This is a genomic window from Microbaculum marinum, from assembly GCF_037855135.1.
GTDB lineage: Bacteria > Pseudomonadota > Alphaproteobacteria > Rhizobiales > Tepidamorphaceae > Microbaculum > Microbaculum marinum.
In genome coordinates this window covers 1-16,321 of record NZ_JAZHOF010000018.1, presented here as the reverse complement: position 1 = coordinate 16,321, position 16,321 = coordinate 1, and the positions used below count along the sequence as shown (strand labels likewise).

Below are 16,321 nucleotides of genomic sequence, written 5' to 3'. Positions count from 1 at the left end.
GTCTTGCCATGGTCAACATGACCAATCGTCCCGATGTTGCAGTGCGGCTTCGTCCGCTCAAACTTCGCTTTGGCCATTTTGGCTCTCCACTCTCTAAGCGTATTTTCGTTTTCAGCGCGATCAGGCGAACTTGGCCTGGACTTCCTCGGCGACCGCCTGCGGAACCTGCGCGTAATGGTCGAACTGCATCGTGAACTGGGCGCGGCCCTGGCTCATCGAGCGCAGCGTGTTGACGTAGCCGAACATGTTGGCCAGCGGCACCATCGCCTGGATCGCGGTGGCGACCCCGCGCGATTCCGTACCCTGGATCTGGCCGCGACGGCTGTTCAGGTCACCGATGATGTCGCCCATGTATTCTTCGGGCGTCACCGCCTCGACCTTCATGATCGGCTCGAGCAGCTTCGGGCCGGCCTTCTGCACGCCTTCGCGGAAGGCGGCGCGGGAGGCAATTTCGAAGGCCAGGACACTCGAATCGACGTCGTGGTAGGCACCGTCGATCAGCGACACCTTGATGTCGAGCATCGGGAACCCTGCCAGCACGCCTGCGCCGAGCACCGACTTGATGCCCTTCTCGACGCCCGGAATGTATTCCTTGGGCACCGAACCGCCGACGATCTTGTTGTCGAACTCGAAGCCGACACCCTGCTCGGCCGGCTCGATGACGAGCTTGACGCGGGCGAACTGGCCCGAGCCGCCGGTCTGCTTCTTGTGCGTGTAGTCGACTTCGGCCGTCTTCGTGATCGTCTCGCGATAGGCCACCTGCGGCGCACCGACCGCAGCATCCACCTTGAACTCACGGCGCATGCGGTCGACCAGAATCTCCAGGTGGAGTTCGCCCATGCCCTTGATGATCGTCTGACCGGATTCCTCGTCCGTCCCGACACGGAAGGAGGGATCCTCCTGCGCGAGCCGGTTCAGGGCCATGCCCATCTTTTCCTGGTCGGCCTTGGTCTTCGGCTCGATCGCGATCTCGATGACCGGGTCCGGGAACTCCATCCGCTCCAGGATCACCGGCTTCAGCGGATCGCAAAGCGTATCCCCGGTGGTGACGTCCTTGAGGCCCGCAATGGCGACGATATCGCCTGCGTAGGATTCCTTGATGTCCTCGCGATGGTTCGAATGCATGTGAAGCATCCGGCCGACGCGCTCCCGCTTTTCCTTGACCGTGTTGAGAACCTGCGAACCGGTCTCAAGCTTGCCCGAATAGATCCGGCAGAAAGTCAGCGATCCTACGAACGGGTCGTTCATCACCTTGAATGCCAGGATGGACAGCGGCTCGTCGTCGCTCGACTTCCGCTTCATCTCCTCGCCGGTCTTCGGGTTGATGCCCTTGATGTCCGGCACTTCGACCGGCGACGGCAGGTAGTCGACCACCGCATCAAGAAGCGGCTGCACGCCCTTGTTCTTGAAGGCAGATCCGCACAGCACCGGCACGAAGGTCGTGCTGATCGTGCCCTTCCGGATCAGCGCCTTGAGCGCCTCTTCGCTCGGCATCTCGCCCTCGAGATAGGCCTCCATCGCGGCTTCGTCGATCTCGACGGCCAGCTCGACGAGCTTCTCACGATACTCTTCGGCCTTCTCGGCCATGTCGGCGGGAATGTCGACATAGTCGAACTGGGCACCCAGCGTTTCGTCGCGCCAGACGATTCCCTTCATGAGAACGAGGTCGATGACGCCCTTGAAATCGTTCTCCGCACCGATCGGCAGCTGAATGACGAGCGGCACCGCGCCGAGACGCGACTTCACCATGTCGACCGAGCGATAGAAGTCGGCGCCGATCTTGTCCATCTTGTTGACGAAGATCATCCGGGGCACGTGGTACTTGTCGGCCTGGCGCCACACCGTCTCCGTCTGCGGCTCGACACCGGCATTGGCGTCGAGCAGCGCGATCGCACCGTCGAGCACGCGAAGCGAGCGTTCGACCTCGATGGTGAAGTCGACGTGGCCGGGCGTGTCGATGATGTTGAGACGCTTGTCCTTCCAGTAGGCGGTCGTCGCGGCCGACGTGATAGTGATGCCGCGCTCCTGCTCCTGCTCCATCCAGTCCATCGTTGCGGCGCCGTCGTGGACTTCGCCGATCTTGTGACTGCGACCGGTATAGAAAAGGACCCGCTCAGTGGTCGTGGTCTTGCCGGCATCGATGTGCGCCATGATGCCGAAGTTGCGGTAGTCCTCGATTTTATGTGTGCGTGGCATGGTCGAAGCTCCGTGTCCCCGTCACCAGCGATAATGCGAGAAGGCGCGGTTGGCTTCCGCCATCCGGTGCGTATCTTCACGCTTCTTCACGGCCGTGCCGCGGTTGTTGGAGGCGTCCAGCAGTTCGCCGGAAAGGCGCTCGACCATTGTCCGCTCATTGCGGGCCCGCGCCGCCGTGATCAGCCAGCGGATCGCCAGCGCCTGACGGCGCTCGGGGCGAACCTCGACCGGGACCTGGTAGGTCGCGCCGCCGACGCGCCGCGACCGAACCTCGATCGCCGGCATGACGTTTTCCAGCGCCTGATGGAACACCGCGACCGGATCCTGCTTGGCCCTGCCCTCTATCGCGTCGAATGCGCCATAGACGATTCCCTCGGCGGCGGACTTCTTGCCGTGGCGCATGACGGAGTTCATGAACTTCGAGACGACCAGATCGCCGTACTTGGGATCCGGTATAACCTCGCGTTTTTCGGCACTGTGGCGGCGAGACATCGGCTCGTCCTCACTCTTTCAATAGCTGCGCCCGATCAAAACGGCGGGCGACTGGATCGTGACTTGCTCAGGACCTCGGCGCTCACGCCGGGCCAAAACAAAAAGGCCCGACTACTTGGGCCTCTTCGCTCCGTATTTCGAACGCCGCTGGCGACGAGCCGATACACCCTGGGTATCGAGGACGCCGCGGATGATGTGATAGCGCACGCCGGGAAGGTCCTTCACGCGGCCACCCCGGATCATCACCACCGAGTGCTCCTGAAGGTTGTGGCCTTCGCCCGGAATGTATCCGATGACCTCGAATCCGTTGGTGAGACGAATCTTCGCCACCTTGCGCAGCGCCGAGTTCGGCTTCTTCGGGGTCGTCGTATAGACGCGGGTGCACACGCCACGCTTCTGCGGGCAGGCTTCCATAGCCGGCACCTTGTTGCGCTTTACGGGCGCCTTCCGCGGCTTACGGATCAACTGGTTGATCGTCGGCATCGATCGCCTTCTTCAAACGTTCGCCGGCCCCGGGGACCGATCGTCGGGTTACAAAACATATCGGACCGACGCCATACTGGCCGTCAGCCTTGACATGCAGAGGACCGCAGCCTTTCGGCTCCGGTCATGATTCGCTGTGTGTCGTCTTATGACGAGCGTCAGTGTCTAGGCCGTCTGGATCCAGACCATGGCGATCCGGAAGGAACAGGCCTACCACCTGCCGCGAAGCGAGCGGAACATAGGCCTAAGGCCCGATCCCCGTCAACCCCGCATTCGCGCAATTTTCGAGCTATATACGGCAGTTTGCCGACACAACGGAACAAGTTTGAGGCATTTGAGCCTTGCCTTCCCGATATCGGTACCCGAAGGCGAAACTGCAAGGGATTCACGGGCGGACGATCGCGAATCCTAACCGTGAAACGCGATGACCGCGACCTGGCCGTCGATGGCATTCCAGTAGGCCGACGCAAACGTCGGATCCTCGGGTTCCCCGTCGACCACTCCGATTCGGTCGAGTTCCACCCTGGTGAATCCCTTTCCGGCGAGTGCCGTCAAGGCACGCTCGATGCACTCCTCCTCGTCGACGGCCGTCAGCAGGACGTTGATCGGCGTGGCCTCCTGATCGTCCGCACCGATTTCGCGGCCCGCGGAATCGTCCCCCCTGACGCCTCGGCCCACCACGATGTAGACGACTGCTTCTTCGATTTCGGGTTCGCGGCTCATGGCCTCCCCACTCCTGGATTGCTGTCCTCAGGCGGACTGGCGATGCCGGCGCATTGCGACGTCCGCACTCTTGCACACCCTCGCGGTAGCGCAAGAAGCCGGGGATCTTGGATTGGAAGCAGAATCTGCCTGCACACCCGGATCGGCGCCGATCTCCACAAACAAAGCCGGCCCCGTTTCCGGGGCCGGCTTCGGCAGTCCTGTGAAGACCGACAATGCGCGCGAAGATGCCTGCTACTCGGCTTCCGCGGCCTCTTCGAGCACGCCCGACTGTTCGCGGCTCTCGACGATCAGGTCGTCGCGATGGGTCGCGATCTCGCGCATCTTGTTCATCATCGAACCGGTTCCGGCAGGGATGAGCCGGCCGACGATGACGTTCTCCTTGAGGCCTTCGAGCGTATCCGACTTGCCCTGCACGGCTGCTTCGGTGAGCACCCGCGTGGTCTCCTGGAAGGACGCGGCGGAGATGAAGCTGCGGGTCTGCAGGCTTGCCTTGGTGATGCCGAGGAGAACCGGCGACCCCGTCGGCGGTCGCTTGCCCTCTGCCACCAGTGCCTCGCCGGCTTCCTGCATCTCGATCTGGTCGACCTGCTCCCCGGCGAGGAAGTCGGAGTCGCCGGGGTCGGAAATCTCCACTTTCTGCAGCATCTGCCGGACGATCACCTCGATGTGCTTGTCGTTGATCGACACGCCCTGCAGGCGGTAGACCTCCTGGATCTCGTTGACCAGATAGGCCGCCAGTTCCTCGACGCCCTTGATGGCGAGGATGTCGTGCGGAGCCGGGTTGCCGTCGAGAATGTACTCGCCCTTCTCAATGTGGTCGCCTTCCTGAACATACAGGTGACGGCCCTTCGGGATGAGGTACTCCTTCGACTCCTCGGCCTCGTCGTCGGCCTCGATCCGGATGCGGCGCTTGTTCTTGTAGTCGCGCTCGAACCGGACGGTCCCGGAGAGTTCGGCGATGATCGCGTGATCCTTCGGACGCCGGGCCTCGAACAGCTCGGCGACACGGGGCAGACCACCCGTGATATCGCGGGTCTTGGCGCTCTCCAGGGTGATACGGGCCAGAACGTCACCGGCCTTGACCTCCATCCCCGGCTCCACGTTGATCACCGTGTCGACGGCCAGGAGATAGCGGGCCTCGCTGCCGCGCGGCAGCTTCTTCACCTCGCCGTCCTTGTCACGGATGACCAGGGCGGGCTTCAGATCGGCTCCGCGGGGGGTGGCCCGCCAGTCGATGACGACCCGCTTGGTGATGCCCGTCGACTCGTCGGCCGTCTCCGTCAGAGACGCGCCCTCGACCAGATCCTCGAACCCGACGACGCCGTCCACCTCGGTCATGATCGGCCGGGTGTAGGGGTCCCACTCGGCCAGACGCTGGCCGCGCGTGACCTTGTCGCCCTCGTCGACCTTGAGTCGCGTGCCGTAGTTGAGGCGATGGACGGCGCGCTCGTTGCCTTCCGCGTCGACGACCGCCAGCGATACCGAACGGCCCATGACGATGAGGGCGCCCTCGGAATCGCGCACGACGTTGCGGTTCTTCATCTGAACCGTGCCTTCGAAGTTCGACTCCACGAAGGACTGCTCGGCGATCTGGGCCGTGCCGCCGATGTGGAAGGTCCGCATCGTCAGCTGCGTACCCGGCTCGCCGATGGACTGGGCGGCGATGACGCCCACGGCCTCGCCCATGTTCACCGGCGTTCCACGCGCCAGGTCGCGGCCGTAGCAGGTGCCGCAAACGCCGTTGCGCGTCTCGCAGGTCAGAACCGAGCGGATCTTGATCTCCTGCAACTGCGCAGCCTCGATCGCCTCGACGTGGCGCTCCTCGATCATCGTTCCCGCCTCGACGATCGTCTCGTTGGTAGCGGGATGGACGACGTCCTCGGCCGCCGTACGGCCAAGCACGCGCTGGCCGAGAGAGACGATCACCTCGCCGGCGTCGACCACGGCCGTCATGGAAATGCCCCTCTCGGAGCCGCAATCCACTTCGGTGATGATGGAGTCCTGGGCGACGTCGACGAGACGGCGCGTCAGGTATCCCGAGTTTGCGGTCTTCAGCGCCGTGTCGGCCAGCCCCTTCCGGGCTCCGTGCGTGGAGTTGAAGTACTCGAGAACCGACAGCCCCTCCTTGAAGTTGGAGATGATCGGGCTTTCGATGATCTCGCCCGACGGCTTGGCCATCAGGCCGCGCATGCCAGCGAGCTGCTTCATCTGCGCGGGAGACCCACGAGCGCCCGAATGAGCCATCATGTAGATCGAGTTGATCGGCTTCTCGCGTTTCGTTTCCTCGTCCATCTGGACCGAGGAAATGCGCGCCATCATCTCGTCGGCGACGCGATCCGTGCACTTCGCCCAGGCATCGACCACCTTGTTGTACTTCTCGCCCTGGGTGATCAGGCCGTCATTGTACTGCTGCTCGTAGTCCTTGGCGAGTTGACGGGTCTCGTCGACCAGCTTCTCCTTGGTCTCCGGAATGACCATGTCGTCCTTGCCGAACGAAATGCCGGCAAGGCAGGCATGCTTGAACCCGAGCGCCATGATGCGGTCGCAGAAGATCACCGTCTCCTTCTGCCCGCAATGGCGGTAGACGGTATCGATGGCGTTGGAGATCTCGCGCTTGGTCAGGAGCCGGTTGACGACGTCGAACGGCACGGCGGCGCTCTGCGGCAGCAACTGCCCCAGCAGCATGCGGCCGGGAGTCGTGTCGTAGATCTTCGAGACCGGATTGCCGTCCGCGTCGACGCCGATGTAACGCCCCTTGATCTTGGCATGCAGCGTCACCGCCTTGGAGTCGAGCGCGTGCTCGAGTTCCCCGATGGAGGCGAACATCATTCCCTCGCCCGGCTCGTTCTCGCGCTCCTGCGAGACGTAGTACAGCCCGAGAACGATGTCCTGCGACGGCACGATGATCGGCGAACCGTTGGCCGGGTGCAGGATGTTGTTGGTCGACATCATCAGCACGCGCGCTTCGAGCTGGGCTTCCAGCGAAAGCGGAACGTGCACCGCCATCTGGTCGCCGTCGAAGTCGGCGTTGAAGGCCGCGCACACCAGCGGATGAAGCTGGATCGCCTTGCCCTCGATCAGAGTCGGCTCGAATGCCTGGATGCCGAGACGGTGCAGCGTCGGCGCCCGGTTCAACATGACCGGATGCTCGCGGATCACCTCGTCGAGAATGTCCCAGACTTCGGGCTTCTCCTTCTCGACCAGCTTCTTCGCCTGCTTGACGGTGGACGACAGGCCCTTCGCCTCCAGCCGCGAATAGATGAACGGCTTGAACAGCTCGAGCGCCATCTTCTTCGGCAGGCCGCACTGGTGCAGCTTGAGTTCCGGACCGACCACGATGACCGAACGGCCAGAATAGTCGACGCGCTTGCCCAGCAGGTTCTGCCGGAAGCGACCCTGCTTGCCCTTCAGCATGTCCGCAAGCGACTTCAGCGGACGCTTGTTGGCGCCCGTGATGACGCGGCCGCGGCGGCCATTGTCGAACAGCGCGTCGACGGCTTCCTGCAGCATCCGCTTCTCGTTGCGGATGATGATGTCGGGCGCCCGCAGTTCGATCAGCCGCTTCAGGCGGTTGTTGCGGTTGATGACGCGCCGGTAGAGGTCGTTGAGGTCCGACGTGGCGAACCGGCCGCCGTCGAGCGGCACGAGCGGACGCAGATCCGGCGGAATGACCGGAACGATCGTCAGGATCATCCATTCCGGCCGGTTGCCGGATTCGATGAACGACTCGATCAGCTTCAACCGCTTTGCGAGCTTCTTCGGCTTAAGCTCCGTCGTGGACTCGGCAATTTCGACCCGGAGGTCCTCGCTCAGCTTGTGCAGGTCCAGCGCGATCAGCATGTCGCGGATCGCTTCGGCGCCGATCTGCGCGGTGAAGGAATCCTCGCCGAACTGGTCCTGGAAATCGAGATACTCCTCCTCGGTGAGGAGCTGTCCGTACTTGAGCGCCGTCAGGCCCGGCTCGGTGACGACGTAGTTCTCGAAATACAGGATGCGCTCGAGATCCTTCAGCGTCATGTCGAGGATCATGCCGATCCGGCTCGGCAGCGACTTCAGGAACCAGATGTGCGCGACCGGGGCGGCGAGCTCGATATGGCCCATCCGCTCGCGGCGAACCCGGCTCAGCGTCACCTCGACACCGCACTTCTCGCAGATGATGCCCTTGTACTTCATCCGCTTGTACTTGCCGCACAAGCACTCGTAATCCTTGATCGGGCCGAAGATGCGCGCACAGAACAGGCCGTCGCGCTCCGGCTTGAAGGTCCGATAGTTGATGGTCTCCGGCTTCTTGATCTCGCCGAACGACCACGACTTGATCTTCTCCGGGCTCGAAATCGAGATCCGGATCTGATCGAACGTCTGCTGTGGTGCGGTCGGATTGAAAAGGTTGAGGACTTCCTGGTTCATGTCCTACTCCCTATGGGCCGACCGGGACGCACGACGCGCCCGATCGGCGGAATTGCTGAAATAGTGCGGAACTGGATGACGACCACCGGTCTGCGGCCTGCCGTCACTCTGCGGCATCCGCCGGAGGCGGCAGCATCGGACCGGCCGCAGGCGGAGCTCCGCGGGGACGGCTGGTGACCAATTCCACATTGAGGCCGAGCGACCGCATCTCCTTGACGAGCACGTTGAACGATTCGGGTATGCCCGCCTCGAACGTATCGTCGCCGCGCACGATGGACTCGTAGACCTTCGTGCGGCCGGCGACGTCATCGGACTTCACGGTCAGCATCTCCTGGAGCGTATAGGCTGCCCCGTAGGCTTCGAGCGCCCAGACTTCCATTTCCCCGAAGCGCTGACCGCCGAACTGGGCCTTGCCGCCCAGCGGCTGCTGGGTGACGAGGCTGTACGGACCGATCGAACGGGCGTGGATCTTGTCGTCGACGAGGTGATGCAGCTTCAGCATGTAGATGTAGCCGACGGTCACCTTCCGATCGAACGGCTCGCCGGAACGACCGTCGTAGAGCGTCACCTGACCGGAGTTGTCGAGGCCCGCCATTTCGAGCATTTCGACGATGTCGGACTCGTGGGCGCCGTCGAAGACCGGCGTCGCGATCGGCACGCCGTTCTTCAGGTTCTGTCCGAGCTCGATCAGGGCGTCGTCGCCCATCTCCGAAATCTCGTCGCTGATCTCCTTGCCGTACACCCTGGTGTAGGCCGCCGTCAGCGCCTTCGCCTCGCCGCTCTGCTTGTAGGCGTCCACGGCCTCGCCGATCTGACGACCCAGGCCCGCGCAGGCCCAGCCGAGATGAGTCTCGAGGATCTGCCCGACGTTCATGCGGCTCGGAACGCCGAGCGGATTGAGCACGATGTCGACATGCGTGCCGTCCTCGAGGAAAGGCATGTCCTCGATCGGCATGATGCGGCTGACGACGCCCTTGTTGCCGTGACGTCCGGCCATCTTGTCGCCCGGCTGCAGCTTGCGCTTCACCGCGACGAATACCTTGACCATCTTCATCACGCCGGGCGGCAGTTCATCGCCGCGTTGCAGCTTCTCGACCTTGTCGAGGAAACGCTGCTCCAGCCGCTTCTTGGACTCGTCGTACTGTTTGCGAAGCGCCTCGACCTCGCCCATTTCGGCCTCGTCGGACAGGCCGAACTGCCACCATTGCGAGCGAGGAAGCTCGTCCAGCAGTTCGCGCGTGATCGAGGTGTCCTTCTTCACGCCCTTCGGGCCCGAAGCGGCAACCTTGCCGACGAGCATGTCGGCCAGGCGGCCGAACACGTTGCGATCGAGAATCGCCTGCTCGTCGTCGCGGTCCTTGGCGAGACGCTCGATTTCCTCGCGCTCGATCGCGACCGCACGCTCGTCCTTGTCGACGCCGTGGCGGTTGAAGACGCGCACCTCGACGATCGTGCCGGTGACGCCCGGCGGCACCCGCAGCGAGGTGTCGCGCACGTCGGAGGCCTTTTCGCCGAAGATTGCCCGGAGCAGCTTCTCTTCCGGGGTCATCGGGCTCTCACCCTTCGGCGTGATCTTGCCGACCAGGATGTCGCCTGCGTTCACTTCCGCACCGATATAGACGATACCCGCCTCGTCGAGGTTCTTCAGAGCCTCTTCCGACACGTTGGGGATGTCGCGGGTGATCTCCTCCGGCCCGAGCTTCGTGTCGCGAGCCATCACCTCGAATTCCTCGATATGGATCGACGTGAAGATGTCGTCGCGCACGACGCGCTCGGAGAGCAGAATGGAGTCCTCGAAGTTGTAGCCCATCCACGGCATGAACGCGACGAGGACGTTGCGGCCGAGCGCCAGTTCGCCGAGATCCGTCGACGGGCCGTCCGCGATGATGTCGCCCTTCTGGACGACGTCGCCGACACGCACCAGCGGACGCTGGTTGATGCAGGTGTTCTGGTTGGAACGCTGGAACTTCATAAGCCGGTAGATGTCGACGCCGGACTTTGCGGCGTCGAGATCCTCGGTCGCCCGGATGACGATACGGGTCGCGTCGACCTGGTCGATCACGCCGGCGCGGCGCGCCGAGATGGCGGCACCGGAATCGCGGGCGACGACCGCTTCCATGCCGGTACCGACCAGCGGTGCCTCGGCACGGACCAGCGGGACGGCCTGCCGCTGCATGTTCGACCCCATCAGCGCGCGGTTGGCATCGTCGTTCTCGAGGAACGGGATGAGTGCCGCGGCCACCGAAACGAGTTGCTTCGGCGACACGTCCATGTAGTCGACCCGGTCCGGCGCGGCCGGCAGCACATCGCCGGCATGGCGGCAAACCACCAGTTCCTCGGTGAACTTGCCGTTCCCGTCGAGCTCGGCATTGGCCTGGCCGATATAGTGGCGCGCTTCCTCCATCGCCGACAGGTAGACCACCTCGTCGGAGACCTGTCCGTCCTTGACCCTGCGGTAGGGGGTCTCGATGAAGCCGTACTTGTTGACCCGCGCGAACGTCGCCAGCGAATTGATCAGGCCGATGTTCGGGCCTTCCGGCGTCTCGATCGGGCAGATTCGCCCATAGTGCGTCGGATGGACGTCGCGGACCTCGAAGCCGGCGCGCTCGCGGGTCAGCCCCCCCGGGCCGAGCGCCGACAGGCGGCGCTTGTGGGTGATTTCCGAGAGCGGGTTGGTCTGGTCCATGAACTGCGAGAGCTGCGAGGATCCGAAGAACTCGCGCACCGCCGCCGCGGCCGGCTTGGCGTTGATCAGGTCCTGCGGCATCGCGGTGTCGATCTCGACCGAGCTCATGCGCTCCTTGATCGCGCGCTCCATGCGCAGGAGACCGATGCGATACTGGTTCTCCATCAGCTCGCCGACGGACCGCACCCGGCGGTTGCCGAGGTTGTCGATGTCGTCGATTTCGCCCTTGCCGTCGCGCAGGTCGACCAGCGTCCGGATGACCGACAGGATGTCTTCCTTGCGGAGCACCCTCACCGTGTCCGGGCAGTCGAGCTCCAGGCGAATGTTCATCTTCACCCGGCCGACGGCGGAGAGATCGTAGCGCTCCGGATCGAAGAACAGGGAATTGAACATCGCCTCCGCCGTCTCGATCGTCGGCGGCTCGCCGGGGCGCATTACCCGGTAGATGTCGAACAGCGCATCCTCGCGGGAGTCGTTCTTGTCGACAGCCAGGGTGTTGCGGATGAACGGGCCGACATTGACGTGATCGATATCGAGCACGGGAATGGTGTCGACGCCCGCATCGGCGAGAGTCGCCAGGATATCGGCGGTGATTTCGTCACCGGCCTCCGCGAAGATCTCGCCGGTCTCCGCGTTCAGCATGTCCTCGGCCAGGTACTGACCGACCATCTCCTCGTCGGAGATGCGCAGCGCGCTCAGGCCGTTCTCGGACAGTTCGCGGGCCCGGCGCACGGTGAGCTTGCGGCCGGCCTCCCAGACGACCTTGCCGGTGTCGGCGTCGATCATGTCGGCGGTGGCCTTCATGCCGCGCATGCGCTGCGGATCGAAGGGACGCCGCCAGCCGCCATCGGTGCGCACCATCTCGATGCGGTCGTAGTAGGTGTCGAGGATCTCCTCGGCGTCCAGGCCGAGCGCCAGCAGCAGCGTGGTGACGGGCAGCTTGCGGCGACGGTCGATGCGTGCGTGCACGACGTCCTTGGCGTCGAACTCGATATCGAGCCAGGAGCCGCGATAGGGAATGATGCGGGCGGCAAACAGCAGCTTGCCCGAGGAGTGCGTCTTGCCCTTGTCATGGTCGAAGAAGACGCCCGGCGAGCGGTGCATCTGCGAGACGATGACGCGCTCGGTTCCGTTGATGACGAAGGTGCCGTTCTCGGTCATGAGCGGCATGTCGCCCATGTAGACGTCCTGCTCCTTGATGTCCTTGACGGACTTGGCGCCGGTGTCCTCGTCGACATCGAACACGATCAGGCGCAGCGTCACCTTGAGCGGGGCGGCAAACGTCATGCCGCGCTGACGGCACTCGTCGACGTCGTATTTCGGCGGCTCGAACTCGTAGCGCACGAACTCCAGCATCGCCGTCTCGGCGAAGTCGGTGATCGGAAAGACCGAGCTGAACACGGCCTGCAGACCGGAATCCTCGCGCCCGCCCTCCGGATCCTCGACCTGGAGGAAATAGTCGTAAGAGGCCTTCTGAACCTCGATCAGGTTGGGCAGCGCCGCGACTTCGCGGATCTTGCCAAAAGTCTTGCGAACGCGCTTGCGGCCGGTGAAGGTCTGCGCCATCTTCGCTCCTCGTATCGTTGTCGAACGGCTCGCCGGAAGGCCCGGCAGCGTCGTCTAGTGGCCCCGAAAGGTCCTCCGGCGAGACGTTCTTGCCCACATCTACGCTCCGGCGCCCGGTCCCACTTGGGACCACCGTCCGGAGACGGGTTTGGCCGCGGCATGCCGCCGCGGCCTCCCCCACAGTCGTTCCGCCTCCGCACGCCGGAAACGGAGAGGAAGCGGCGGCGCCCGCCGCCGCTTCCGTGATTACTTCAGCTCGACGCTCGCGCCGGCGGCCTCGAGCTTCGCCTTGATCGACTCGGCCTCGTCCTTGGAGGCGCCTTCCTTGACGGGCTTCGGCGCACCCTCGACGAGATCCTTGGCCTCCTTCAGGCCGAGGCCGGTGATGGCGCGCACTTCCTTGATCACGTTGATCTTCTGCGCACCCGCGGCGGTGAGGACGACGTCGAACTCGGTCTGCTCCTCGGCCGCAGCGGCTTCGCCGCCACCGGCACCGCCAGCGGCGGCAACGGCGACCGGGGCCGCGGCGGAAACGCCCCACTTCTCTTCCAGAAGCTTCGACAGCTCGGCCGCCTCGAGGACGGTGAGGTTGGAAAGCTCGTCAACGATCTTGCTCAGATCAGCCATTTTCAGTTCCTTTCGATTCGAACCGTTTATCGAGATCGGCCGTCAGGCCGCCTTGTCCTGTTCGGCATGCGCCGCTAGCACTCGTGCAATCTGCCCGCCGGGAGCGGCAAGCACCTGCGCGACCCGGGTCGCCGGTGTGTTGATCATGCCGACGATCTTCGCCCTGAGCTCATCGAGCGAGGGCAGCGTCGCCAGTGACTTGACACCGTCAGGGTCGAGGGCCGTCGCACCCATCGCGCCGCCGAGGATCACCAGGTTCTGGTGGCTCTTGGCGAAGTCGACGGCAATCTTCGGGGCAACCACGGGATCGTCCGAATAGGCGATCACGGTGGGACCCTTCAGAAGGCTGCCGACATGGGCTATCTCGGTACCCTCGAGCGCGAGCCTGGCAAGGCGGTTCTTGGCCACTTTCACTCGGCCACCGGCTTCCCGCATGCGCCCGCGAAGGTCCGTCATGTCGGAGACCGAGAGTCCGGAATAGTGGGCCACGACAACCACGCCGGTGTTCGAAAACACGTCGTGGAGCGTCGTGACGAGCTCTGACTTTCCAGCTCTGTCCACCTGCTCTCTCCAATCTGGCAGCAGCGAAACGGCCGCTGCCGGGTTGTCCCAGCCGCCCCGGGTACCGCACGAATACGGGCCAGGACGACGCTCGCGTTCCTGTCCCGTCCCGGCAGCCCGATCACGCGGGTCCGCAAGGACAACGAGGTCCGAACCGAAATCCGGCGAACTGCGCCGTGTGTCCGGTTCATTCCCGTCTATGCTGGCTCCCGAGGGACTTAGGCTTCCGGAACGAACCCGGAAGCACCGGCAGTCTTGGACAGGTATCGGGCCCGTCGGCTCGCCGCCGGGCCCGTACTCCCCGCCCGGTCTCCCGGACGGAAACTGATATTACGACCGTCAGGCGCCGGCTGTGGCGCTCGACGGCTCCACGCGCACGCCCGGTCCCATGGTCGAGGACACGGCGAGGCGCTGGAAATAGGTCCCCTTGGCGCCGCTCGGCTTGGCCTTGATCACGGCGTCGACGAGAGCGCGGATGTTCTGCACCAGCGCCTCTTCCCCGAAGCTCGCCTTGCCGACGCCGGCATGCACGATGCCGGCCTTCTCGACGCGGAACTCAACGGCGCCGCCCTTCTGTTCCTTGACGGCGGCGGCCACGTCCGGCGTCACCGTGCCGACCTTCGGGTTCGGCATCAGGCCGCGCGGCCCGAGAACCTTGCCGAGCCGGCCCACCAGCGGCATCATGTCCGGCGTCGCGATGCAGCGGTCGAAATCGATCTCGCCGCGCTGCACCTTCTCCACCAGATCCTCGGCACCGACCACGTCGGCGCCAGCGGCCAGGGCCTCGTCGGCCTTGTCGCCGCGGGCGAACACGCCGACGCGCACCGTCCGGCCGGAGCCGTTCGGCAGCTGGCACACGCCACGGACCATCTGGTCGGCATGGCGCGGATCGACGCCGAGATTGATCGCCACCTCGACGGTCTCGTCGAACTTCGTCGAGGCGCGCTCCTTGACCATCTTCACCGCGTCCGGCAGCGCCACGAGCGTGTTCGGATCGATCCCCTCACGGGCCTTGCGCAGACGCTTTCCTTGCTTTGCCATGACGATTACCCCCGAACTTCCAGGCCCATCGACCGGGCAGAGCCTTCGATGATCTTCATCGCCGCCTCGACGTCGTTGGCGTTGAGATCCTTCATCTTCGCTTCCGCGATCGTGCGGACCTGGTCGCGCGTCACCGATCCCATCGAGGACCGGCCCGGCGTCGCGGAACCCTTGCTCTTCTTCGCGGCCTGCTTCAGGAAGTGCGATGCAGGGGGCGTCTTGATCTCGAAGGAGAACGACTTGTCCTGGAAGACCGTGATGACGGTCGGACAAGGGGCGCCTTTCTCCATTTCCTGCGTCTGGGCGTTGAACGCTTTGCAGAATTCCATGATGTTGAGGCCGCGCTGACCGAGCGCCGGGCCGATCGGCGGCGACGGCGTTGCCGCCCCGGCCGGGACCTCGAGCTTAATGTAACCGACAATCTTCTTTGCCATCTTTCACCCTTCCACGCCGCTGTCCGGCGAGTTGGCGTTGCGTGGTGCGATCATTGATGCCGGTTGGCGGCCGGACTGATCTCCCACAAGCGAATAGGCGAGCCGAAAGCTGCTCAGAGCTTCTCGACCTGCCCGTACTCGAGTTCGACCGGCGTTGCCCGGCCGAAGATGGACACGGCGACCTTGAGCCGCGCCCGCTCCTCGTCGACCTCCTCCACGGTACCGTTGAAGGACGCGAAAGGACCATCGGCGACGCGAACCTGTTCGCCAATGTCGAAATGGACCGACGGCTTGGGCCGCTCGATCCCTTCTTGAACCTGCTGCAGAATGCGCTGCGCCTCGTTGTCGGAAATCGGCGTCGGCTTGTTGTCCGCACCGAGAAAGCCCGTAACCTTCGGCGTGTTCTTGATCAAATGGTACGCATCGTCCGTCATGTCCATACGTACGAGGACATATCCCGGAAAAAACTTGCGTTCCGTGTCGATTTTTCGTCCGCGCCGCACCTCGACCACCTTTTCGGTGGGCACAAGGATCTCCTCGAACGTCTCGGCAAGACCCGTCGCCTCGGCCTTCTCCCGAATTGCCTCGGCGACCTTCTTTTCGAAGTTCGAATAGGTGTGGACGATGTACCAGCGCATGGCCATGAGGCCCAAATCTCCTTAGCGTGTTCCCAGGAGGAAGCCGACGCCAAACGCCAAAATCTGATCGGCAGCCAGGAAAAACAGCGCAGCGAGGGTGACCATGATGAACACCATGATCGTGGTGATGACGGTCTCGCGCCGTGTCGGCCAGGTGACCTTGCGCCCTTCGGCACGGACCTGCTGTATGAATTCGAACGGGTTGGTTTTCGCCATGACCTGCTTCAAGTGGTTCGTCCGGCCAACGCCAACCGTGGGAATTGGGCCGATCGTCGTCGGGATTGGCAGGAGTGGAGGGACTCGAACCCCCAACCCCCGGTTTTGGAGACCGGTGCTCTAGCCAGTTGAGCTACACTCCTATTCCGACGAGCGTCCAAGACGGCGCCTGCTGTTTCCTTACTCGATGATCTGGGAGACGACGCCGGCGCCGACGGTGCGGCCGCCCTCGCGGATGGCGAAGCGCA

13 protein-coding genes and 1 tRNA gene are annotated in these 16,321 nt (G+C 63.9%); all 14 read right to left on the bottom strand.

From position 1 onward, the window contains the following. Positions 1–120: 120 nt before the first annotated feature. Positions 121–2,196: an elongation factor G gene (gene fusA / locus V3328_RS26500; RefSeq protein WP_340332751.1), complete on the bottom strand. Its 2,076-nt coding sequence runs from the start codon at positions 2,194–2,196 to the stop codon at positions 121–123. Positions 2,197–2,217: 21 nt separating this feature from the next. After that, positions 2,218–2,688, bottom strand: a complete 471-nt coding sequence (rpsG, locus tag V3328_RS26495) for a 30S ribosomal protein S7 (protein WP_340332750.1) — start codon at positions 2,686–2,688, stop codon at positions 2,218–2,220. 111 nt (positions 2,689–2,799) lie between these two features. Next, on the bottom strand, positions 2,800–3,171 hold the full coding sequence (rpsL, locus tag V3328_RS26490) for a 30S ribosomal protein S12 (RefSeq protein ID WP_340332749.1): 372 nt from the start codon (positions 3,169–3,171) through the stop codon (positions 2,800–2,802). A 408-nt stretch (positions 3,172–3,579) separates the two neighbouring features. Next, positions 3,580–3,894, bottom strand: a complete 315-nt coding sequence (locus tag V3328_RS26485; protein ID WP_340332748.1) for a regulator — start codon at positions 3,892–3,894, stop codon at positions 3,580–3,582. A 234-nt stretch (positions 3,895–4,128) separates the two neighbouring features. Then, positions 4,129–8,304, bottom strand: coding sequence for a DNA-directed RNA polymerase subunit beta' (gene rpoC, locus V3328_RS26480; RefSeq protein WP_340332747.1), 4,176 nt, complete (start codon positions 8,302–8,304; stop codon positions 4,129–4,131). A 103-nt stretch (positions 8,305–8,407) separates the two neighbouring features. Further along, positions 8,408–12,556: a DNA-directed RNA polymerase subunit beta gene (gene rpoB, locus V3328_RS26475; RefSeq protein WP_340332746.1), complete on the bottom strand. Its 4,149-nt coding sequence runs from the start codon at positions 12,554–12,556 to the stop codon at positions 8,408–8,410. A 246-nt stretch (positions 12,557–12,802) separates the two neighbouring features. Then, complete coding sequence (rplL, locus tag V3328_RS26470; RefSeq protein WP_340332745.1) at positions 12,803–13,183, bottom strand: 50S ribosomal protein L7/L12; 381 nt, start codon at positions 13,181–13,183, stop codon at positions 12,803–12,805. A gap of 42 nt (positions 13,184–13,225) precedes the next feature. Further along, positions 13,226–13,744: a 50S ribosomal protein L10 gene (rplJ, locus tag V3328_RS26465; protein WP_340332744.1), complete on the bottom strand. Its 519-nt coding sequence runs from the start codon at positions 13,742–13,744 to the stop codon at positions 13,226–13,228. A gap of 339 nt (positions 13,745–14,083) precedes the next feature. After that, positions 14,084–14,785, bottom strand: coding sequence for a 50S ribosomal protein L1 (gene rplA, locus V3328_RS26460; RefSeq protein WP_340332743.1), 702 nt, complete (start codon positions 14,783–14,785; stop codon positions 14,084–14,086). A 5-nt stretch (positions 14,786–14,790) separates the two neighbouring features. Further along, complete coding sequence (gene rplK / locus V3328_RS26455) at positions 14,791–15,219, bottom strand: 50S ribosomal protein L11 (protein WP_340332742.1); 429 nt, start codon at positions 15,217–15,219, stop codon at positions 14,791–14,793. Between the two features lie 113 nt (positions 15,220–15,332). Beyond that, the gene (nusG, locus tag V3328_RS26450) at positions 15,333–15,863 is read right to left on the bottom strand and encodes a transcription termination/antitermination protein NusG (RefSeq protein ID WP_340332741.1); all 531 of its coding nucleotides are present in this window, start codon (positions 15,861–15,863) and stop codon (positions 15,333–15,335) included. Between the two features lie 15 nt (positions 15,864–15,878). Next, positions 15,879–16,073: a preprotein translocase subunit SecE gene (secE, locus tag V3328_RS26445; protein WP_340332752.1), complete on the bottom strand. Its 195-nt coding sequence runs from the start codon at positions 16,071–16,073 to the stop codon at positions 15,879–15,881. Between the two features lie 66 nt (positions 16,074–16,139). Beyond that, positions 16,140–16,216, bottom strand: a tRNA-Trp gene (locus V3328_RS26440). Between the two features lie 37 nt (positions 16,217–16,253). After that, positions 16,254–16,321, bottom strand: a 68-nt coding sequence (locus tag V3328_RS26435) for an EF-Tu C-terminal domain-related protein (protein WP_479691315.1), incomplete at its 5' end; no start/stop codon positions are given.